The sequence below is a fragment of the Pseudomonas sp. SWRI51 genome (assembly GCF_014268825.1).
GTDB lineage: Bacteria > Pseudomonadota > Gammaproteobacteria > Pseudomonadales > Pseudomonadaceae > Aquipseudomonas > Aquipseudomonas farsensis.
Genome location: NZ_JABWRG010000090.1, coordinates 1 through 21,162, shown reverse-complemented (window position 1 = coordinate 21,162; position 21,162 = coordinate 1). Strand labels below are relative to the sequence as shown.

The 21,162-nt window shown below is 63.7% G+C and carries 13 protein-coding genes and 1 other RNA gene; 2 read left to right on the top strand and 12 right to left on the bottom strand.

Annotation, left to right across the window (positions count from 1 at the left end; genetic code table 11):
• Window positions 1-87 precede the first annotated feature (87 nt).
• The 12 genes from HU720_RS19950 to HU720_RS19895 all read right to left on the bottom strand — a co-directional run bounded on the left by HU720_RS19950 (window position 88) and on the right by HU720_RS19895 (window position 16,920).
• On the bottom strand, window positions 88-1,482 hold the full coding sequence (locus tag HU720_RS19950; protein ID WP_186522083.1) for an aspartate aminotransferase family protein: 1,395 nt from the start codon (window positions 1,480-1,482) through the stop codon (window positions 88-90).
• 487 nt (window positions 1,483-1,969) lie between these two features.
• A complete protein-coding gene (locus HU720_RS19945; protein ID WP_186522082.1) occupies window positions 1,970-3,301 on the bottom strand; it encodes an ATP-binding protein in 1,332 nt (443 codons plus the stop codon).
• Window positions 3,298-3,981 carry a response regulator transcription factor gene (locus HU720_RS19940; protein ID WP_186522081.1) on the bottom strand — a complete coding sequence of 228 codons (684 nt, stop codon included), beginning with the start codon at window positions 3,979-3,981 and terminating at the stop codon, window positions 3,298-3,300. Before HU720_RS19940 ends, HU720_RS19945 begins: the two co-directional genes overlap by 4 nt.
• 89 nt (window positions 3,982-4,070) lie before the next feature.
• Window positions 4,071-6,014 carry a hypothetical protein gene (locus HU720_RS19935; protein WP_186522080.1) on the bottom strand — a complete coding sequence of 648 codons (1,944 nt, stop codon included), beginning with the start codon at window positions 6,012-6,014 and terminating at the stop codon, window positions 4,071-4,073.
• Window positions 6,015-6,035: 21 nt separating this feature from the next.
• On the bottom strand, window positions 6,036-6,428 hold the full coding sequence (locus HU720_RS19930; RefSeq protein ID WP_186522079.1) for a hypothetical protein: 393 nt from the start codon (window positions 6,426-6,428) through the stop codon (window positions 6,036-6,038).
• Between the two features lie 284 nt (window positions 6,429-6,712).
• Complete coding sequence (locus HU720_RS19925) at window positions 6,713-7,327, bottom strand: hypothetical protein (RefSeq protein WP_186522077.1); 615 nt, start codon at window positions 7,325-7,327, stop codon at window positions 6,713-6,715.
• A 1-nt stretch (window position 7,328) separates the two neighbouring features.
• Complete coding sequence (locus HU720_RS19920) at window positions 7,329-8,375, bottom strand: N-acetylmuramidase family protein (RefSeq protein WP_186522074.1); 1,047 nt, start codon at window positions 8,373-8,375, stop codon at window positions 7,329-7,331.
• A gap of 241 nt (window positions 8,376-8,616) precedes the next feature.
• Window positions 8,617-8,713, bottom strand: an RNA gene (ffs, locus tag HU720_RS19915) — signal recognition particle sRNA small type.
• Between the two features lie 500 nt (window positions 8,714-9,213).
• Window positions 9,214-11,568, bottom strand: a complete 2,355-nt coding sequence (gene ligA / locus HU720_RS19910; protein ID WP_186522073.1) for an NAD-dependent DNA ligase LigA — start codon at window positions 11,566-11,568, stop codon at window positions 9,214-9,216.
• A 114-nt stretch (window positions 11,569-11,682) separates the two neighbouring features.
• Complete coding sequence (gene zipA / locus HU720_RS19905) at window positions 11,683-12,573, bottom strand: cell division protein ZipA (protein ID WP_186522072.1); 891 nt, start codon at window positions 12,571-12,573, stop codon at window positions 11,683-11,685.
• A 195-nt stretch (window positions 12,574-12,768) separates the two neighbouring features.
• On the bottom strand, window positions 12,769-16,257 hold the full coding sequence (gene smc / locus HU720_RS19900; protein WP_186522071.1) for a chromosome segregation protein SMC: 3,489 nt from the start codon (window positions 16,255-16,257) through the stop codon (window positions 12,769-12,771).
• A gap of 3 nt (window positions 16,258-16,260) precedes the next feature.
• Complete coding sequence (locus HU720_RS19895; protein ID WP_186522068.1) at window positions 16,261-16,920, bottom strand: GntR family transcriptional regulator; 660 nt, start codon at window positions 16,918-16,920, stop codon at window positions 16,261-16,263.
• Between the two features lie 258 nt (window positions 16,921-17,178).
• Between HU720_RS19895 and xdhA the strand changes: the two genes are divergently transcribed.
• Both xdhA and xdhB read left to right on the top strand, forming a co-directional pair.
• Window positions 17,179-18,633 carry a xanthine dehydrogenase small subunit gene (gene xdhA, locus HU720_RS19890; RefSeq protein ID WP_186522067.1) on the top strand — a complete coding sequence of 485 codons (1,455 nt, stop codon included), beginning with the start codon at window positions 17,179-17,181 and terminating at the stop codon, window positions 18,631-18,633.
• Complete coding sequence (gene xdhB, locus HU720_RS19885) at window positions 18,626-21,025, top strand: xanthine dehydrogenase molybdopterin binding subunit (RefSeq protein ID WP_186522066.1); 2,400 nt, start codon at window positions 18,626-18,628, stop codon at window positions 21,023-21,025. The genes xdhA and xdhB overlap by 8 nt, the downstream gene beginning before the upstream one ends.
• Window positions 21,026-21,162 lie beyond the last annotated feature (137 nt).

Below are 21,162 nucleotides of genomic sequence, written 5' to 3'. Positions count from 1 at the left end.
GCCCCGGCGATATCAGTTTGAAGCACAAATCCTGGGGCCGCTTTGCGGCCCTTTCGCGACACAAGGCCGCTCCTACAGGGTGGGGGCTTAGCCAATCGCCGCGCGCAGCGCCTCGGCAAAACGCCCGGCGACGTCGTCGATCTGCTCGGCGCTGATGATCAGCGGCGGCAGGAAGCGCACCACCGCGCCATGGCGCCCACCCAACTCCAGAATCAAGCCACGGCGCAGGCACTCACGCTGCACCTTTGGCGCCAGGGTGCGGCACGCCGGCGGGTGGCCCAGGGTATCGCGCTCGCCCGTCGGGGCCACCAGCTCCACACCCAACATCAAGCCGCGCCCACGAATATCGCCCAACTGCGGGTAATCCTGCTGCAGACGCAGCAGATGCCCACGCAGCCGTTGCCCCATGGCTTCGGCGTGCTCGCACAAACGGTGCTCTACCAGATAATTGATGACCGCCGAGCCCGCCGCCATGGCCATCTGGTTACCCCGGAACGTACCGGCATGGGCACCCGGCGACCATTGGTCCAGCCAATCGCGATAGACCATCACCGCCAGCGGCAGGCTACCGCCAATGGCCTTGGACAGTGTCACCACATCCGGCAGGATGCCGGCGTGCTCGAAGGCGAACATCTTGCCGGTGCGGGCAAAGCCGCTCTGGATTTCATCAACGATCAGTGCAACACCTGCCTGCTCGGTAATACGGCGCAGGCCACGCAGCCACTCGACGTCAGCCGGGATCACGCCGCCCTCACCCTGCACCACCTCTACGATCACTGCCGCAGGCAAGGCCACGCCGGCTTCGGGGTCGTTAAGCAGGTTCTCCAGGTAATGCAGGTTGGCGCGCACACCGGCCTCGCCACCCAGGCCGAACGGGCATCGGTAGTCGTAGGGGTACGGCATGAACTGCACGCCGCTGCTCAGCAGCGCGCCCAGCGGTTTTTTCGGGCCCAGGCTGCCCATCAGGCTCAAGGCGCCCTGGGTCATGCCGTGGTAACCGCCCTGGAACGCCAGCACGGTGCTGCGCCCAGTTGCGGTGCGCACCAGCTTCAGCGCCGCTTCCACCGCATCGGTGCCGGTCGGCCCGCAGAACTGGATCTTTGCTTCGCGGCGCAGGGCCTCAGGCAGAATGCCGAACAAGTCCTGAACGAACTGGTCCTTCACCGGCGTGGTCAGGTCGAGGGTATGCAGCGGCAGTTCGTCAGCCAGCACGCGCTGGATGGCCTCGACCACAACCGGGTGGTTGTGCCCCAGGGCCAACGTGCCAGCACCTGCCAGGCAGTCGATGAACTGGCGGCCTTCGACGTCTTCCACGTAGATGCCACGGGCGCGTTTGAGGGCCAGCGGGATGCGCCGTGGGTAGCTGCGCGCGTTGGACTCTTGTTGCTGCTGGCGCAGCAGCAACGGCGAGTCGGCAAACTCGTAAAGGGCCTGGGGCTCATTGGCCGGCAGGGCCCGGGCAAGGCTGGAAGCGGTCGACATCGTACGTACCCTCGCAAGCAAGCGAATGTACCCGTCACGCCTCCTGTAACTGGATGTGTGTCGGGTTGTTAGTGCTTGGAAAACGCTTGGGCGAGCTGAGGATTTAGCGCATGGGGAGGATTTGTTTGGTGTGAACCCGGTGCAAGCCCACTGAGGCCTCATCGCAGGCTGTCGCCAGCTCCCACAGAGGCCATGTTCAACCGCAACCTTGCTGGTTGGACCCAACCCTGTGGGAAATGGTAGACAGTTGTGGCGAGCGGGCTTGTCCCGCGTTGGGCTGCGCAGCAGCCCTGAAAACCCAAGGGCCTGCTGCGCAGCCCAACGCGGGGCAAGCCCGCTCGCCACAAGGAGATATATCTGGCGGGAACAGGCTTGTACCAAACCATAGAATCTCCCACAAAGACCACGCATCGCCGCAATATCCGAGTCTGGCCCGGATCCCTGTGGGAGCTGGCGACAGCCTGCGATGTGGCCGGAACAGGCCTGCTCAGAGCCCTGAAGCGGCCACCCGCGCTGGCACCTGCAGGCTCACACGCAAGCCATCGGCCTGGCTGTCGAAACGCAAGCTCCCGGCGCAGCGCTGGACGATGGCCTGGACAATCGCCAGCCCAAGGCCGCAGCCACCGCTCTGGCTATTGCGCCAGAACCGCTCGGTCAGGTGCGCAAGGTCGGCCTGGGGAATGCCGGGCCCATGGTCACGCACGACAAAGTCCACCTGCCCGTCCGCCGCCTGCACATCCAGCTCGACCGCCGCATCGCCGCCATGGCGCAAGGCGTTGTCCAGCAGGTTGCGCAAGGCCGCCACCGCCAGCGGTGCGGGCATGCCGAGGTACACCTTGGCCGCCTCATCCGGCAGGTGCAGCAGAATGCGCCGGTTGTCGCCGCCACCAGCATCCTCGATGGCCTGCAACGCCACCTGCTCGGCACTGCATTGCACGCCGTCATCGAACGACAGGCTGCCTTCGACGCGGGCCAGCATCAGCAGTTGTTCCAGGGTGCGGTGCATACGATCAGTACCCTGCTCGGCATGCTCCAGGGCCTGCTCTCGCACGGCGCCATCGGTCATTCGCGCCACCTGCAGGTGGGTCTTGATCGCGGTCAGCGGGCTGCGCAGTTCGTGCGCCGCATCGTCGGTCAGCCTGCGCTCGCGCTCGATGGTCTGGGCAATCCGCAGAAACAGCTGGTTCTGGGTATCGAGCAACGGCTGCAGCTCGCTGGGCAGGCGCCCCACCTGCAACGGCTCGACACTGTCGGCGCGGCGCTTGCGCAGGGCATCGCGCATGCGGTTCAACGGCGCCAGGCCTTTGCCCAGGCCGATCCACAACAGCCCCAAACTACCGAGCAGCGCCATCAATACCGGCGCAGAGGCGGCCAGCAGAATCGACTGGTTCAGCGCCTCGCGTTCCATATGCCGGTCGGCGGTGGTAATACGTACATCGCCATGGCTGTAGGTGAAGGTGCGCCACGAGGCGCCGTCGATGGTCTGGTCGCGGAAACCGCTGCGCTGATCGTCCATGGCGCCGTCGTGCTTGTGGTTGCTGGCCAGGATTTCACCACGCAACGAGCTGACCTGACAGGCCATGCCGTCCGGCACGCTGAGCTGGTCGGCAGCAAAGTGTGCGTCCTCGCCCTTGGCCGCCAACGGTTGCGGCAATTGGTCGATCAACCCCGCCACCATGCGCGCCGACGCCACTAGCCGCTGGTCGAGGGAGAACATCATCTGCTGGCGCAGGTCGCGCAGCATCCACGCCGCCGCCAACGCCCAGATGACGATGAATGCGCTGCCCAGAATCAGCGAAAGACGTACCCGCAAGCTCATGACGTCGGCCCCTCTGGCGCCTGTGCCGGCCCCAGGCGGTAACCCAGCCCGCGCACCGTCTCGACGATGCCATTGCCGAGCTTGCGCCGCAGGTGGTGGATATGCACGTTCAGGGCGTTGCTTTCGACCTCATCGCTAAAGCCATAGACACAGTCCTTGAGCTGGTCGCTGGACAGCACCCGGCCAGGGTTCTGCAGCAATGCCTGCAACAGCGCCTGTTCGCGGCGCGACAGGTCGACCGGTTGCCCGGCCAGCGTTGCCGCGCAACTGCTGGGGTCGTACACCAGCGCGCCGTGCTCGACAAGGTTGACGGCCCGGCCAGCGGCCCGGCGCAGCAAGGTGTGCAGGCGTGCGGCCAGTTCACGCAGGTCGAAGGGCTTGAGCAGGTAGTCATCGGCGCCGGCTTGCAGGCCGTCGACACGGTCGGTGATCGCATCGCGGGCGGTGAGCACCAGCACCGGCAAGGTTTCGCCCTGCTGGCGCAGGCGGCGCAGCAGCTTCAGGCCGTCTTCATCCGGCAGGCCAAGGTCGAGGATCATCACGTCGAACTGCGCGGTCTGCAGCATCTGCCGGGCCTGCGAGGCGCTGGCCACGCGGTCGACGGTCAGGCCCTGGGCGCCAAGCCCTGCACAAATGCCGCTGGCGATCAGGTCGTCATCCTCGCAGAGCAGAACGTGCATGGGGTGGTCTCCTCGGGTGGGCAAGCCGGCATTGCACAACACCGCCATTAAGGGAGGATTATGCACCGTTGCCGCGCTGCGCAGGCCGATCAGTAGCCGTGCAGTTCGCGGAATTTCTGGCCCTTGTGATAATCGATCCATTCCTGCACATCGTACGGCAGATACAGCTGCCGGCGCGCCCGTGACAGCGCGATGTACACCGCGCAAATGCGCTCATCGAACGCGTAGGCATCGCGAAACGGCTGGGTACTCATCAGTTCGGGGGTGAGCAGAACCTGGTCGAATTCAAGGCCACCGGCGTCCTGCGCCATCATCAGCAGCAGGCTTGCGGGCTGCGCACTGACCCGCGCATCCAGGCCGGTGAGGTCGGCCATCTTGAAGCCGGTTTGCAGCCGCGCCTCGACCCACAGGAACGATTCATCGAAACGCTCGGCATCACGCACCTGCTGCCAGTCGGGCAGGTGGGCAAAGTACGGATGGATATCGGCGCCATCTTGCCCGCCACCATGGAAGGCTGCGCGGAACAGCCCCACAGCGCTGGCCATGAAACGCCGCATGTCGGGCCAGTCGGGGAACGTCAGCAAGCAGTTGCGCCCGGCCAGCTCCATCGCCCAGCGCATGGTGTCCCAGCGCGAGGCGCTGAGCACCACGCAGCCTTCGGGCGGCACAAAACCCTCGGGGTAATGCTCGATGCCCACATCCACGCTGCGCGCGGCCTCGAATGGCACCTTGGACTTACGCGAATGCATGCCGATCAGCGGGTTGATCAGGCGCTCGACCTGCGGCCCCGAGCGTACCGCGAAAGCCATGTCCTTGTGCCGCACCTGGCGCCCGCGCCGCACCACCTCGCCGGTGGCTTTCTGGTATTCGTCGCCCAGGGTGATCAGCACCTGGCGGCCGCGCTCGATGATCTGCAGCAGCGGCGCCGGGACGTCCTGGCTTTCATCGATGATCACATGGCTGTAACGGCCGGGTACGCTGCAACCGCCAAGGCTGGCGCGCTTGATCAGCAGCAGCGCCTCGAAACCGGTCTGCGAGGCCCACGCTGGGTTGCTTTCAAGGTAGCGCCACAGCCGGCTGGCATATTCGAGCAGCGCCTGTGCATCCACCGCGCTCAGGGCCTTGCGAAAGAATGGCAGGTGCTGGCTGGACAAACTGTAGTCGCGGCTCAGGCAGTAGCTTTGCAGCACTTCAAGGCAGATATCCAGCGCGTGCTCGGCGTCGTACTGCAGCACGCCATGGATGCCCAGTTCTTCGGCTACCCGGCGCTTACCGGGCTGCGGCGCCCGGGTATTGGCCGGGCGGGCATTTTTCAGCAAGGCCGCGGCGAACTGGCCGAAGGTCATGCCGACCTTGGCCTGCGGGTCCAGGCCCATGCGTTGGCGCAATGCGCCGAGCTTGGCCGGGGTGCGTGCCAGCGCCAGCACCCGCCCGCGCGGCAGGCAATCCATCAATGCGCCGAGCAGGTAGCTTTTGCCGATACCGGCATAGCCCTGCACATGGATGTCTTCATCCAGGTCGGCGCGGATCACCTTGAGCAGTTTGTCCTGCTCGACCGTGAGCCAGCGTTCCTTGTCAAAACCTGTGGTCACCTGCTGGCTGAACGGGCTGCCGCCTTGCTGGCGGCGAATGCGGTAATCGAAGTCCCACTTGCCGTCGGGCAGCAGGTAATCGCCCGCCTCCAGCGCTTCGGCATCCAGCAGGCGCAGCTTGGAGCCCTTGATCACCTCAAGGCCAAAGTACAACTTGCGCGCATCGAACAGCCGCCGCGCTTCGGACAACAGCCCCACATCCGCCGAATGCGGCCCGTCGATGGCCCAGGCCAGCAGCTTGCCGAGCACCTTCTCTGCACCCCGTGCGTCCACCGGGCCTTGGCTCTGGGCAAGGTTCTGGATCACCAGCAGCGCTGCCAACTGTGCCTGGCTCAGGGTTTCGAGCGGCGGCGCGCCTTCTGCCTGCAGCAACCCTTGGCACAGTTCGGGGGTGATGGGCAGGTACACCGGGCGGGCAAAGTCGAAGTGTTCAGGCTGCATGGGCGCTCGAAATACAGGGGGTTAATCAGCGTTGGCGGGCACATCGCCCACGGTCAGCTCGAAGCGATAGGCGCCGAGCGAGCCGGCCATGCCACCGGGGTGGCTGGCATGGGCCTGGGGTGCGTCCAGCGCCCCGTCGAGTTCGTGCAGGGCCAGTTCCAGCAGTTTGCGCAGGTCGCGCCGGCTGGCGGCCGACACGCTCAACTGCAACTCGAACGCCGCTGCAGCGGGCAGGGCCGCAGGCTGCGGCGTTGCCTGGGCAAGAATCCGTTCGTGTTCTTCTTCCATCTGGTCGAGCACGCGGGACAGGGCCAGCACCTGCTCGGGGTGGTTGGCCATCTGGTCCTTGATTTCCAGGCGGCGCATTTGCCACTCACGGATTTTTTGACGGGTAAGGTCGTCGACGTGTTCCACGATCGCTGTCTCCTGGCCGAACGCACGGAGGTGCATGATAAGGCGCCAGCGGCGATTGTGCTGGAAATAAAACCCCAGAAAGGTGCAGGCAGTGGCGGCGCGTGGTGTACGAATGCGGGTTGAAGGCCATCGCGGGGCAAGCCCGCTCCCACGGTGCCCAGTTCTCTGCGCGACAGCGCAGCCCGGAAGGGCTGGGTGATCTCCCACAAAGCCCGCACCTGGCATCACCATCGCGTCTGGGTGCGGTCGATGTAGGAGCGGACGCTCCTACACAACCAAAAGCGTCAGTGCTTGGGCGGGGTCAGGCGGCTGTACTGGTCCTGGCGAATCCAGCCGGTGAACGAGCGGTCATCAGCGTTGACGTACTCGACCCGCGCCCAGCCATCCTTGTAGGCCAGCACCCCGACCACGTCATTTTTGACGATGTACGGGCGCTTGGTCGCCTTGGCGCCTGCACTCTTCTGCAAGTAAGCCTTGTCGGCAGACACGCTGACCAGGCCAATCCACGGTTTGCTTTCAATCCGCCCAAGCTCAAGGCCGCTGGTGATCTGCGGCGCCATCACACTCATGCAGCCTGGGTGATCACGCCCCTGCGCCACCGTCAGCACCACGCCGTAGTCAGATGCCGCGAGGGTGCCGGCAAACGCCTGCTTGCGCCAGGTAGTGATCGGCGCAGGCTTGCCATCGGTGACCGGGCCTTGCAGATAAAAGGTGCAGCGCCGGCTGACGCCCTCGCCCAGTTCTTCGAGGTAGTAGCCTTCGACCTGGTGGTCCGGCGTGACCGCCAGCATCAGCGCATCGTAGCGCCCCGCCTCTAAATTGGCCGCAAACGACGGGGCCGCGAAGGCCTGCACCAACGCCGCAAACGCAAACCCTGCTGCACGAATGGTTGTTGCCATGTTATCGCTTCCTTTCCAGTGCTTCGTAGGCCTGCTTGATGAGCACGTCGTAGTTGCCGTAGTCATCGCCGTTGTAACTGCTGGCCATCCCGGCATAGTCCTTGTTCTTGGCCGCCGTGATAAAGCCTGGGTTCTTCTTGCAATAGTTGAGGAAGGCTTTCAACTGCTCGCTGGCATTGAGTTTCAGTGCTGCGACGAACTCGAAGACGTTCTTGTAACCGCAATTGGCATAGTTGAAACCCATAACCTGGAACATACCCCAGGACGCCGACTGCAACGCCGCTTGCTGGTCCAGGGCAAAGGCAGTGGCCATAGTTTCCCAGGCTTTGTCCTGGTCCTTGTTGTTGATCTGCCACTGTGGGCCGGCTTTCTTCTTGTACTTGTACGACAGCAACGGATGAGTCACGTCGTACTTGTGCTTGGTATAGCGCTGGAACCAGTGCCCTTCGAAGGCAATCATCGGCAGGCGCGCCGGCCCGAAGCCGGATTTACCGCCCGACTCAACCTGGGCGAAAGCCTTGATCAGGTTGGCCGAAATACCATTGCCCAGCTGGGTGGCGGCGTACTGGTAATCGGCGTCGGTCAGGGTCATGCCGCCGTCACAGGTAGACTGCAGCACCATCTGGCGGTTGCGCCGCTCGGCCTCGATGACCGCCCGCGCCCGCGCCAGGTAGTTGTTGACCGTGGCCTGAACCATGTCCGGGCCTTTGTTGTTGAAGGCGTTGAAGAAGGTCGGCAGGCGCAGCGTCGGGTGCTGCTTGACCGGCACGCGAATGGCCTCTTCGATCAGGCTGTTGAACGTGCGCCCACCGGGGTCGACCACGCCGTCGGGGTGCGCATATTTGAGCTGCCGGAACTGGTATTGGCTGATGCACTTCACCAACTGCGGGTCGCAGCGGCCATCTTCAGGCAAAGGCAGGCCGGGCCGTGGAATGATCAAGTTGAACAGGTACTGAATGCATTGAACATCGGCGGGCAAGTTGCGCGCCTTGCCTGGAGACCCTACCGAAGCCGTGATAAGACTGGGCAAACCTTGCAGGCTTTTCATTGCAGTACATCCTTGTCAGTGAGCGAAGTGATATCACATTAATATCATCTAACTGCCACAGTCATATTCTGAAACATGTGGCGGAGGGCAAACTAGCAAGGCGCTTTTGAGTTGTCCAGAGGCGGATTGGCGAGGTGCGATGGAGCTGGCATTTGCTGTGCTGGGTGCGGTATGGGTGAAGCGAGAGAGGTGGTGCGGGAAGGGTATTGCGGGGATTTTGCTGGGCCTGAAATGGAGGCGGCCCCACCAGCCACACCCCGGCACTCAATGTCCCCGCCTTGGCTGCTCCCTTCCGGGCCTGACCAGGTAAACGGGTAATCAATGCGGGGGGACCGATGGGGCCACCATAACGCAGCTCGTCAGGTAACGAGCCGCGCCATTGTACCGCTCCACAGCGAAGTTACAACCTCTGATCAAGAAAAAAGCATCATTTCTCAATGACTTGTGGTGAGGGATTGAGGTGTCGGGGGTTGTGTGGGGGCTGAGAGGGGTTCGCCGGGAGGGGTTCAGCGCCTGTGAGATCGAGCGCCGCCCGCGCGGCGCATCGCAGGCTAGCGCCAGCTCCTACATTTGTTTCGGGCCAGTCTAGCCTGCGCCATCACCTGGTCCGCCTTGTTGGAACGGCGCGGTTTCAGCGTGTGCGCCTAGGCCGCTCCATATGACTCAAGACATGCACCAAGGCAGGCGCCGATACTTTCACAGGCATAACTGGCCCGAAACAAATGTGGGAGTTGGCGCTAGCCTGCGATGCGCCGCGCGCGCGGCGCTCGATCTCACAGGCATTGAAGGACTGTCGGCGAACATATGGCAGCCATCGCCCACCTCGAAAGACCACCCCTCAGAGGCTAATACCCTGCCCCGCCATAAACTCGACAAACTGTTCCTCATCCAGCACCTTCACCCCAAGCTCATTGGCCTTGGCCAACTTGGAGCCCGCACCAGGGCCTGCGACCACGTAGTGGGTTTTACTGGATACAGAGCCCGCTACCTTCGCCCCCAGGCCCTCAAGCTTCTCCTTGGCCACATCGCGGCTCATGCGCTCCAGGCTACCGGTCAACACCCAGGTCTGGCCGGAAAGTGGCTTACCCGACACAGACCTCTTCCCGCAAGACTCATGCATGCCAAATTCAATCAGCTGCGCCTCAATCGTTCGCGCCAATACTTGGTTCGCCTCAACCTTGAAGAAGTCGCGAACCCCCTCGGCCTGCTTGGTGTTAAGAGCCTGGCGCAAGTCAATACCATCAGCGGCGATGATCTTATCTAGAGTATCCAGCTTGTCGACCAACTTTTGCGTACCCGTCGGGCCCACCGAAGGTATATCAAGCTTGGCAAGCATGCTGGCTAAGTTAGCTGTACCCGCAAACTCTGCGGCCAACTCGCCTTCGTCCTGCAACTGCATGCCGCTATCGAGCAACGCCCGGATAACCTCGCGGTTGTGTGCATCTTCAAAGAAGTTGTGAATCTCGAAGGCAACTTCCAGGCCGATGTCCGGCAGGTAAGTCAGCACCTGCGGCAGCGCCACCTGCACCCGCGCCAGGCTGCCCAGCGAGCGCGCCAGCACCTTGGCGGTCTCCTCGCCCACGTCGGGAATGCCCAGGGCATAGATGAAACGTGCAAGGCTTGGGCGCTTGCTGGCTTCGATGGCGGCCAGCAGCTTGTTACTGGAGACTTCGGCAAAACCTTCAAGGTCGACGATTTGCTCGAACTGCAGCTTGTACAGGTCGGCAGGCGAGCGGATCAGCCCTTCATCGACCAACTGCTCGACGCTTTTCTCGCCCAGCCCGTCGATATCCATGGCGCGGCGCGACACGTAATGAATGATCGCCTGCTTGAGCTGCGCAGCGCAGCTCAAGCGGCCAACGCAGCGGTACACCGCGCCTTCGCTGGTAGTGGCCTTGCCTTTGCTGCGTTTGACCAACTGGGTGCGCTCAACCTGCGAGCCACACACCGGGCACGCGCTTGGCACCTCGACCGGGCGCGCATGTTCGGGGCGGCGCTCGGTAACCACTTGCATCACCTGCGGGATCACGTCACCGGCGCGGCGGATGATCACCGTGTCACCAATGCGCAGGCCCAGGCGGGCGATTTCGTCCATGTTGTGCAGGGTCGCGTTGGACACCGTCACGCCGGCAACCTTGACCGGCTGCAAGCGCGCCACCGGGGTTACCGCACCGGTACGGCCGACCTGGAATTCCACGTCTAGCACCTCGGTGAGCTCTTCCATGGCCGGGAACTTGTGCGCAATGGCCCAGCGTGGCTCGCGGGCGCGAAAGCCCAGCTCGCGCTGTGAGGCCAGGCTGTTGACCTTGAATACCACGCCGTCGATCTCGTACGGCAGCTCGTTACGCCGGGCGCCGATATCGCGGTAGTACTCCAGGCACTGTTCGATGCCGGCTGCGTGGCGCAGCTCGCGGCTGATCGGCAGACCCCAGGCCTTGAGCTTTTCGAGAATGCCAATGTGGCTGTCGCCGAAGGCCTCGGAAACCTGCCCCACGCCATAGCAGCAGAACTCCAGCGGGCGGCTGGCGGTGATTTTCGAATCGAGCTGGCGCAGGCTGCCGGCGGCAGCATTGCGCGGGTTGGCGAACGTCTTGCCACCGGCTTCGGCTTGCGCGGCGTTGAGACGGTCGAAGCCGGCCTTGCTCATGTACACCTCACCGCGCACCTCAAGCACGGCCGGCCAGCCCTCGCCCTGCAGCTTCAGCGGGATGTTGCGCACGGTGCGCACGTTGCTGCTGATGTCCTCGCCGGTGGTGCCGTCGCCACGGGTCGCGCCCTGTACCAGTAGGCCGTCGCGGTACAGCAGGCTGACAGCCAGGCCGTCGAGCTTGGGCTCACAGCTGTAATCCACCGCCCCGCCAGCGCCGAACAAATCACCGGTTGGCAAATCCAGGCCTTCCAGCACACGGCGGTCGAAATCGCGCAGGTCGTCTTCTTCGAAGGCGTTGCCGAGGCTGAGCATCGGCACTTCATGGCGCACCTGACTGAACGCCGACAGCGCTGCCCCCCCGACGCGCTGGGTCGGCGAGTCGGGGGTTACCAGGTGCGGGTTTTCGGCTTCAAGGGCCTTCAGCTCGTTGAACAGCCGGTCGTATTCGGCGTCAGGCACGCTGGGCTCGTCGAGCACGTAGTAGCGGTAGTTGTGCTGGTCGAGCTCGGCGCGCAGCTGGTGAATTCGGGTTTCGGCGGTCATTTGTCATCTCTTGCAAAGCAGATAGAGCAGCCTGAAGGCCAGCATCCGGGTCACACAAACGACTAGGGCCGCTAAGCGGCCCCAGTCTTCAACAGCACTTGCCCCGATGGGCCTTTAGCGCTTCTGGGTCAGGGCACGGCGTTCGAATTCGACGATGCGCTGGCGGTAGTGCTCGATGGTTTGCGCGGTCAGCACGCTGCGCTGGTCGTCCTTGAGTTCACCGTTGAGCTCGTGGGCGAGCTTGCGGGCGGCGGCGACCATCACGTCGAAGGCCTGCTTGGGGTGACGCGGGCCTGGTAAACCGAGGAAGAAGCTCACGGCGCGGGTGCTGAAATGGTCGATATCGTCCAGGTCGAACACGCCGGGCTTGACCGCATTGGCCATCGAGAACAGCACTTCACCGTGGCCCGCCATGCTTTCGTGGCGGTGGAAGATATCCATGTCGCCGAAGCGCAGGCCGCTTTCGAGGATGTTCTGCAGCAGCGCCGGGCCTTTGAAGCCGCTTTCGTCGCGGGAAATAACGCTGATCACCAGCACTTCTTCGGCAGGCGGCAGCTCTTTTTGCGTGTTGCTGTTGCCCGAGGTGTTGAAATCGCTGTTACGGCCGGTGTCGGCAGCCAGCTCTTCATCACTTTCGGCGAACAGGTCGGCTTCACGCGGCTCGGCAGACAGCTTCAGGTCACCCTGGTGCTGGTCGCTGTTACCGCGTTTGCTACGCTTGGGCGGTTTGACTGGCTTGGCTTCGCGCTCGCGTTCGCGCGCAGGGGCGCTCATCGACGGCAAGTCGGTTTCGTCGAGCTCAGGCTCTTTATGCGTATCCAGCACACGGGGCGGCCCGAGCACCTCGGCGCCACCCTCGTCGTCGGAAACGTTGGCATAGCTGCGATCCAGACGGAATTTCAACTTGCCCTTGCCGCCGCGCATGCGACGCCAGCCGTCGAAAAGAATACCGGCGATGACAATGATGCCGATGACGATCAGCCACTCGCGCAGACCGATTTCCATGTAATCCCGTGCCTCTATAAAAAATTATGCTTGAAAACAAAGGCTTCAAAGGCCTTTAACACGTGGCGCCAACTCTATGTTCTGACAGGCGTTTTACCCACGCAAAAACAAGTGACGTAAAGCTAGCACGACCAAAGGCAACTTTACACCGTCTGTCGCTCCTGCCAGGGGTAAATAGCGGCAGGTTCGCGTGTTTTAACCGTCGACCATGGCCATGGCGGCCTCAACATCAACTGCAACGAGGCGCGAACACCCCGGCTCGTGCATGGTCACCCCCATCAACTGGTCGGCCATTTCCATGGCGATCTTGTTGTGGGTGATGTAGATGAACTGCACGGTCTCGCTCATTTCCTTTACCAGGCGCGCATAGCGCCCGACGTTGGCGTCGTCCAGCGGTGCATCGACTTCGTCGAGCATGCAGAACGGCGCCGGGTTCAATTTGAAGATGGCAAACACCAGTGCCAAGGCAGTCAGTGCTTTTTCGCCGCCGGACAGCAAATGGATCGTGCTGTTCTTCTTGCCCGGCGGGCGCGCCATAATCGTCACCCCTGTATCGAGTAGATCTTCGCCCGTCAGTTCCAGATACGCGCTGCCACCACCGAAAACTTTTGGGAAAAGTGCCTGTAATCCGGCATTTATCTGATCAAAGGTATCTTTGAAGCGGTTGCGGGTTTCTTTGTCGATCTTGCGAATCACATTCTCGAGGGTATCGAGCGCCTCAACCAGATCGGCGTTCTGCGCATCCAGGTAACGCTTGCGTTCGGACTGCTGCTCATACTCTTCGATGGCCGCCAGGTTGATTGCGCCCAGGCGCTGAATACGCGCCTCGACCTGCTCCAGTTCCTGTTCGGTGCCCTGCTCGCTGGCCTCGGCCTCAAGCGTTGCCAGCACCCCCTGAAGATCGTAGCCGTCTGCCAGCAATTGTTCCTGCAAAGTGTTACGGCGTACGTCCAGGCCTTGGGACTCCAGACGCTGCTGCTCCAGCTGGCCGCGCAGCATTTGCGCCTGTTGCTCAGCCTGGGTGCGGCGGCGCTCAGCGTCACGCAGTTCGCGGTCGGCTTCATCCATGTGCAAGCGCGCCTGGCGCATTTCTTCATCGACGCCCATGCGCCGCTCAAGTAATTCTTCAAGTTTCAGGCGCAGCTCTTCAAGCGGCGCCTCGCCCTCTTCGAGGTTCAGGTGCAGTTGTTCCTGGCGCTCGTTGAGGCGCGCCGCCTGCTGTTCAAGGCGCTCCAGCGCCTGGCGCGTGGAGTCGTGCTGGGCGCGCAGCGAGCCCAGGCGCACGGCCAACTGATGAGCGTGATCCTTGTGCTGGCGGCTCTCCTGGCGGATGCGGTCGAGGCCTTCGCGCAGGGTGTCGCGGCGCGCCATCAATTGCTCGCGCTGCTCTGTGTCCTGGGCCATCAGGTCCAGGGCATCCTGCAGCAGCAGGCGCGACTCACCGAGCTGTTCGTGCTCGATGGCGCGTTGTTCTTCGAGTTCGTGCAGCTCTTCCTGCAATCGGCGGCGGCGCAGATCGAGCTGTTCGGCGCGGGCACTGGCGGCCGACAAGCGCGCCTTCAGTTCGCCGTGCTGGCGGTTCTCGTCCTGGCTGCGGCGGCGCAGCTGTTCGCGCTGTTGCTCCAGGCCCAACTGCTGCTCGCGCAAACCCTGCAACTGCTCATCAAGCTGGTCGAGTTGGGCTTGCTGCTCACCCTGCTGGGCGGCCAGGCGCTCGATTTCCTGGCCACGGGCGAGCACGCCGCCTTCGGCCTCGGCGCCGCGGCTGACCCGCAGAAAGTGCCGACCGACCCAGTAGCCGTCACGGCTGATCAGGCTCTCGCCCGCGCCCAGCGTCGCGCGCAAGGCCAGCGCCTGCTCCAGGCTTTCGACCGGTTTTACCAAGCCCAGCCACGGCGACAGGTCGCTCGGGCCTTCAACCTTGTCGAGCAGGCTGCCGGCGATGCGCGGCCCTTCACCAGAGCCCAGCAAAAGGCGCAGTTGGCCTTGCGCCAGCGCGGCAAAGTCCAACGGTTCCAGCGCATCGACCAGCACGGCTTGCAGGTCGGCGCCCAGCACGGTTTCGACCGCCAGCTCCCAACCCGCCTGTACCCGCAGCCCTTCGGCCAGCCTTGGGCGCTGAGCGAGGCCTTGCCCGCGCAGCCAGTCGGCAGCCCCGGCGCCAGGCTCAAGCGCCGCCTGCTGCAAGGCTTCGAGCGACGCAAGGCGCCCACCCATGCGTTGCAGCTCGCCCTGCTGTTGCTGTTGCGCCTGGGAGGCCTGCTGCAACTGCTCACGCGCCGTTTCGAGCTGCTCGACCACCTGCTGCTCCTGCACCTGCAGGTCATCCAGCGACAGCTCGGTGGCGGCCAATTGCTCGGCCAGCTCCTCCATCTGCGCATCGTGCGGGTCGGCGCCCAGTTGCTCACGCTCCTCGGCCAACTTGCGCTGGCGCTCGGCCAGGCGCTCAAGGCCGGATTCGAGCTGCGCCAGGCGCGCCTGCTGGACTTCGGCCTGGCGGCGCGGCTCGGCGGAGCGGGTGTTGAACGCGTCCCACTGCTCCTGCCAGCCGTGCATGCCCTGCTCGGCTTCTTCAAGGGTGGCGGCGGCTTCTTCGGCGGCGGCCAGGGACATTTCCTGCTCGGGTTCGAGCATGGCCAGCTCTTCGCCGAGGGTTGCCAGCAAGGTGCGGTCGTGGCCCAGGTGCGACTCGGTTTCAAGGCGCGTGCGTTCGGCTTCCTTGAGGTCGTCCTGCAACTGGCGCAGGCGCTGCTGGCCGTGCTGAATGCTCTGCTCGACCCGGGCGATGTCACCGGCTACCGAATAGAAGCGGCCCTGCACCTGGTTAAAGCGCTCGGACAGTTCATGGTGGCCGTCACGCAAGCGCTCGATGCTGGCGTCGGCGTTGCGCTGCTCGGCCACCAGCGCCTCGAAGGCAACCTCCTGGTCGCCAATGACCGTTTCGCGCTGGCGCACGCGGGCGTCCAGGTCGCGCCAGCGCAAGGCAGACAGGCGCGCCTTGAGTTGGCGCTCATGGGCTTTGTATTCGCGGTACTTCTCAGCCGCCTGGGCCTGGCGATGCAGGCGCTCAAGCTGGCGTTCAAGCTCTTCGCGCAGGTCGGTCAGGCGGGCGAGGTTTTCCTGGGTGCGGCGGATGCGGCTTTCGGTTTCGCGGCGGCGCTCCTTGTACTTGGAGATGCCAGCCGCCTCTTCGATGAAGTTGCGCAGTTCTTCGGGCTTGGCCTCGATCAGCTTGCTGATCATGCCCTGCTCGATGATCGAGTAGCTGCGCGGGCCAAGGCCGGTGCCGAGGAAGATGTCGGTAATGTCGCGGCGCCGACACTTGGTGCCGTTCAGGTAGTAGGTGTTCTGCGCATCGCGGGTGACCTTGCGGCGGATCGAAATCTCGGCGTAGGCGGCGTATTCGCCGACCAAGGTTGCATCGCTGTTGTCGAACACCAGCTCGATGCTGGCCTGGCTCACCGGCTTACGGCTGGTAGAGCCATTGAAGATGACGTCGGTCATCGACTCGCCGCGCAAGTTCTTTGCCGAGCTCTCGCCCATCACCCAGCGCACCGCGTCGATGATGTTGGATTTGCCACAGCCGTTGGGGCCCACCACGGCGGCCATGTTGCTGGGGAAATTGACCGTGGTGGGGTCGACGAACGACTTGAACCCGGCCAGGCGAATGCACTTGAGACGCATCGGTCAGCTTCGCGCCATGGCGGCCAGCACCAGCTCGCAACTGCGCTGGCAATAGGCGGAGAGGACTTCGCGGATGCCCGCCAAATCGCGCGACACGACGACTTCGAGCAGGCGCGCGAACAGACTGAGGTAATCGGTCATGTTCGCCTGGCGCTGGTCCAGCGCCAGGTAATAGGCGCGGCTCATGGCCGGGTGCAGGTTTTCAACGGTTTCCTGCAGGTACGGGTTGTTGGCGAACGGGTAAGCAGCGCGCATCACCGCAAAACTGTCCGCGACAAAGGCTTTTATATCCTGGCGGGCGTGGGCGCCGTGCAGGCGCTGCTGGATCTCCAGAAACGGGCGCAGGTCGGCCTCGGTGCGCCAATGTTGGGCAACGGCATTGCCCAGCAGGATGTACAGCTCGCCCATCATGGTGCACAGGCTGCGGATGTTGTGCTCATCGAGTTCGGTCACATGCGCGCCGCGGCGCGGCAGAATCGCCACCAGGTGGCGGCGCTCGAGGATCAGCAGCGCTTCACGCACCGAACCCCGGCTGACATTGAGGGCCTGGGTGACTTTCTGCTCCTGGATACGTTCGCCGGGCGCAAGTTCGCCGCGGATGATCCGCTCGGCCAGGTGGTCGGCTATCTGCTCGCAGAGACTGTCCGGCGCCTTGAACGTCATGGTTTTCCTTCAAAATCGGGGGGCTATGCACAAGCGCGCGATTGTAGCGCACTTGCCGTAGTGGCGATGCGCTTTGTGTGACCGCCAGGTCAACATAAGCAAGCGGCCCGAACTATGCTTGGTATAACGCGCACGACTTCGGTTGGGGCGACCCTTGAGCGGAATCTTGACCTCAGAGTCAGAAAATTATTGACCATGGGGCCGAGCGTTGCTTAGAGTCCGCCCGAACAACAATAAAATCATTGCGAGGCCTTCCCCGTGATCCAGTTTCTCGTCAACCAGGCGCTGCACAGCGAGCACGCCCTGGACCCGAACATGACGGTGCTGCAATACCTGCGCGAGCACCTGGGCAAAACCGGCACCAAGGAAGGCTGCGCCAGCGGCGACTGCGGCGCCTGCACCGTGGTGGTGGGCGAACTGGTCGCCGACGAGTCGGGCACCGACAGCATCCGCTACCGCAGCCTCAACTCCTGCCTGACGTTCGTGTCATCGCTGCACGGCAAGCAACTGATCAGCGTCGAAGGCCTCAAGCACCAGGGCGAGCTGCACAAAGTGCAGCAGGCAATGGCTGACTGCCACGGTTCGCAATGCGGGTTCTGCACGCCAGGTTTTGTCATGTCGCTGTTCGCCTTGCAGAAAAACAGCCAAGGCCCTGACTTGCATCAGGCCCAGGAAGCCCTGGCCGGCAACCTGTGCCGCTGCACCGGCTACCGGCCGATCCTCGACGCCGCCGCACAAAGCTGCGCACGCCCCTGCCGCGACCAGTTCGATGCGCAGCAAACCCAGACCATCGCCCGCCTGAAGGCCATCGCCCCACAACAGACCGGCGAGCTCAACAGCGGCGACAAGCGCTGCCTGGTGCCGCTGACCGTGGCCGACCTTGCCGAGCTGTACAGCTCGCACCCCGAAGCGCGGCTGCTGGCCGGCGGCACCGACCTGGCCCTGGAAGTGACGCAGTTCCACCGCACCTTGCCGGTGATGATCTACGTCGGCCACGTGGCCGAGCTCAAGCGCATCGACAAGACCACAACCCACCTTGAGATCGGCGCTGCCACCCCGCTCACCGACTGCTACGGCGCGCTGAACGACGAGTACCCGGATTTCGGCGAACTGCTGCACCGCTTCGCCTCGCTACAGATCCGCAACCAGGGCACGCTGGGCGGCAACATCGGCAACGCCTCGCCGATTGGCGACTCCCCGCCCCTGCTGATCGCCTTGGATGCGCAGATTGTCCTGCGCCAGGGCCAACGCCAGCGCACCTTGGCGCTGGAGGACTACTTCATCGATTACCGCATCACCGCGCGCCAGGACAGCGAGTTCATCGAGAAGATCATCGTGCCCCGCGCCAGCAACGACTGGACGTTCCGCGCCTACAAAGTCTCCAAGCGCCTGGACGATGATATTTCGGCGGTGTGTGCCGCGTTCAACCTGAGCCTGGAAGACGGCGTGGTCAGTGGCGTGCGCATCGCCTTTGGCGGCATGGCGGCAATCCCCAAGCGCGCCCGCGCCTGCGAGGCCGCGCTGCGCGGCAAGCCGTGGAACCAGGCCAGCGTCGAGCGCGCCTGCCAGGCGCTGGCCGAAGACTTCAGCCCGTTGAGCGATTTCCGCGCCAGCCGCGAGTACCGCCTGCTGACCGCGCAGAACCTGCTGCGCAAGTACTTCATCGAACTGCAATCGCCGCACATCGAGACCCGGGTGACCGACTATGTCTAACCATCACGCCGTCAAAACCCAGGCTGAAATGGCCGAACTGTTCAGCCAGGACCTGGCCACCGGGGTCGGCCGCAGCCTCAAGCACGACAGCGCCGACAAGCATGTGGCCGGCGAAGCGGTGTACATCGACGACCGCCTCGAATTCCCTAACCAATTGCACGTCTACGCCCGCACCGCAGACCGCGCCCATGCGCGCATTCTGCGCATCGACACCACGCCCTGCTACCAGATCGCGGGCGTGCGCATCGTCATCACCCACGAGGATATTCCAGGCCTCAAGGACATCGGCCCGGTGGTGGCCGGCGACCCACTGCTGGCTATCGACAAGGTCGAATTCTTTGGCCAGCCGGTGCTTGCCGTCGCCGCCTGCGACCTGGACACGGCGCGCCGTGCGGCCATGGCCGCCATCATCGAATACGAAGACCTGGAGCCGGTGCTCGATGTGGTCGAGGCGCTACGCAAGAAGCACTTCGTGCTCGACAGCCACACCCATCAGCGCGGTGACGCCGCCGCAGCCCTGGCCACTGCCCCGCACCGCATTCAAGGCACGCTGCACATTGGCGGGCAGGAACACTTCTACCTGGAAACCCAGATCAGCTCGGTAATGCCCGGCGAAGATGGCGGCATGATCGTCTACTGCTCCACGCAAAACCCGACCGAGGTGCAGAAGCTGGTGGCCGAGGTGCTGAATGTGCCGATGCACAAGGTCGTGGTAGACATGCGCCGCATGGGCGGCGGCTTCGGTGGCAAAGAGACCCAGGCGGCCAGCCCCGCATGCCTGTGCGCAGTCATCGCCCACCTGACCGGCCAGCCGACCAAGATGCGCCTGCCGCGCGTCGAAGACATGGCCATGACCGGCAAGCGCCACCCGTTCTACGTCGAATATGACGTGGGCTTCGATGACAGCGGCCGCCTGCACGGGGTCAACCTGGACCTGGCCGGCAACTGCGGTTATTCGCCCGACCTGTCCGGCTCGATCGTCGACCGCGCCATGTTCCACTCCGACAACGCCTACTACCTGGGCGATGCCACCGTGCACGGCCACCGCTGCAAGACCAACACCGCCTCCAATACTGCCTATCGCGGCTTTGGCGGGCCGCAGGGCATGGTTGCCATCGAGCAGGTTATGGACCACATCGCCCGCTACCTGGCGCTGGACCCGCTGGCGGTGCGCAAGGCCAACTACTACGGCAAGACCGAGCGCAACGTCACCCACTACTACCAGACCGTCGAGCACAACATGCTCGAGGAGATGACAGCCGAGCTTGAGGCCAGCAGCGACTATCATGAGCGCCGCGAATCCATCCGCCGCTTCAACGCCAACAGCCCGGTGCTGAAAAAAGGCCTGGCGCTGACCCCGGTGAAGTTCGGTATCTCGTTTACCGCCACCTTCCTCAACCAGGCCGGTGCGCTGATCCACATCTACACCGACGGCAGTATCCACCTCAACCACGGCGGCACCGAGATGGGCCAAGGCCTGAACACCAAGGTCGCGCAGGTCGTGGCGCAGGTGTTCCAGGTGGATATCAAGCGCATCCAGATCACCGCCACCAATACCGACAAGGTGCCCAACACCTCGCCGACTGCCGCATCCAGCGGCGCCGACCTGAACGGCAAGGCCGCGCAGAACGCTGCTGAAATCCTTAAAAAACGCCTGACCGAGTTTGCTGCGCGGCACTTCAACGTGACCGAAGAAGATGTGGAGTTGCGCAACGGCCATGTGCGCGCCCGCGACCAGATCGCAAGCTTCGAGTACCTGGTGCAACAGGCCTACTTTGCCCAGGTGTCGCTGTCGACCACAGGTTTCTACCGCACGCCGAAGATCTTCTACGACCGCAGCCAGGCGCGTGGCCGGCCGTTCTATTACTACGCCTTCGGCGCTGCGTGCGTGGAAGTGATCGTCGACACCCTGACCGGCGAGTACAAGATGCTGCGTGCCGATATCCTGCATGACGTGGGCGACTCGCTGAACCCGGCCATCGACATTGGCCAGGTGGAAGGCGGTTTCGTCCAGGGCATGGGCTGGCTGACCACCGAAGAGCTGGTGTGGAACGCCAAGGGCAAGCTGATGACCAACGGCCCGGCCAGCTACAAGATTCCGGCGGTGGCCGACATGCCCATCGACATGCGGGTAAAACTGGTGGAAAACCGCAAGAACCCCGAGGACACGGTGTTCCATTCCAAGGCCGTGGGTGAGCCGCCGTTCATGCTGGGCATTGCCGCCTGGTGTGCGATCAAGGACGCCGTGGCCAGCATCGCCGATTACCGGGTGCAGCCGAACATCGACGCGCCGTCGACCCCGGAGCGGGTGTTGTGGGGCTGCGAGCAGATGCGCAAGGCGGTGGCCGCAGCGCAGTTGATCGAACCAGAAACAGAAACCGTTCCCCAATAACGGCCCCGTGGGGGTATTGGGATCCAAGCAACTTCGGCTGGACGCTGGAAGATAGACAGTTGTGGCGAGCGGGCTTGTCCCGCGTTGGGCTGCGCAGCAGCCCTGAGGGTTGCCTTTGGGTATCAGGGCTGCTTGGC

Bases quoted from the DNA above. Each gene is read 5' to 3' on its own strand.
- HU720_RS19940 (WP_186522081.1), bottom strand. From the start codon at position 3,981: ATGCACGTTCTGCTCTGCGAGGATGACGACCTGATCGCCAGCGGCATT.
- HU720_RS19950 (WP_186522083.1), bottom strand. From the start codon at position 1,482: ATGTCGACCGCTTCCAGCCTTGCCCGGGCCCTGCCGGCCAATGAGCCC.
- xdhB (WP_186522066.1), top strand. From the start codon at position 18,626: ATGTCTAACCATCACGCCGTCAAAACCCAGGCTGAAATGGCCGAACTG.
- HU720_RS19925 (WP_186522077.1), bottom strand. From the start codon at position 7,327: ATGGCAACAACCATTCGTGCAGCAGGGTTTGCGTTTGCGGCGTTGGTG.
- HU720_RS19945 (WP_186522082.1), bottom strand. From the start codon at position 3,301: ATGAGCTTGCGGGTACGTCTTTCGCTGATTCTGGGCAGCGCATTCATC.
- HU720_RS19895 (WP_186522068.1), bottom strand. From the start codon at position 16,920: ATGACGTTCAAGGCGCCGGACAGTCTCTGCGAGCAGATAGCCGACCAC.
- ligA (WP_186522073.1), bottom strand. From the start codon at position 11,568: ATGACCGCCGAAACCCGAATTCACCAGCTGCGCGCCGAGCTCGACCAG.
- HU720_RS19920 (WP_186522074.1), bottom strand. From the start codon at position 8,375: ATGAAAAGCCTGCAAGGTTTGCCCAGTCTTATCACGGCTTCGGTAGGG.
- zipA (WP_186522072.1), bottom strand. From the start codon at position 12,573: ATGGAAATCGGTCTGCGCGAGTGGCTGATCGTCATCGGCATCATTGTC.
- HU720_RS19935 (WP_186522080.1), bottom strand. From the start codon at position 6,014: ATGCAGCCTGAACACTTCGACTTTGCCCGCCCGGTGTACCTGCCCATC.
- smc (WP_186522071.1), bottom strand. From the start codon at position 16,257: ATGCGTCTCAAGTGCATTCGCCTGGCCGGGTTCAAGTCGTTCGTCGAC.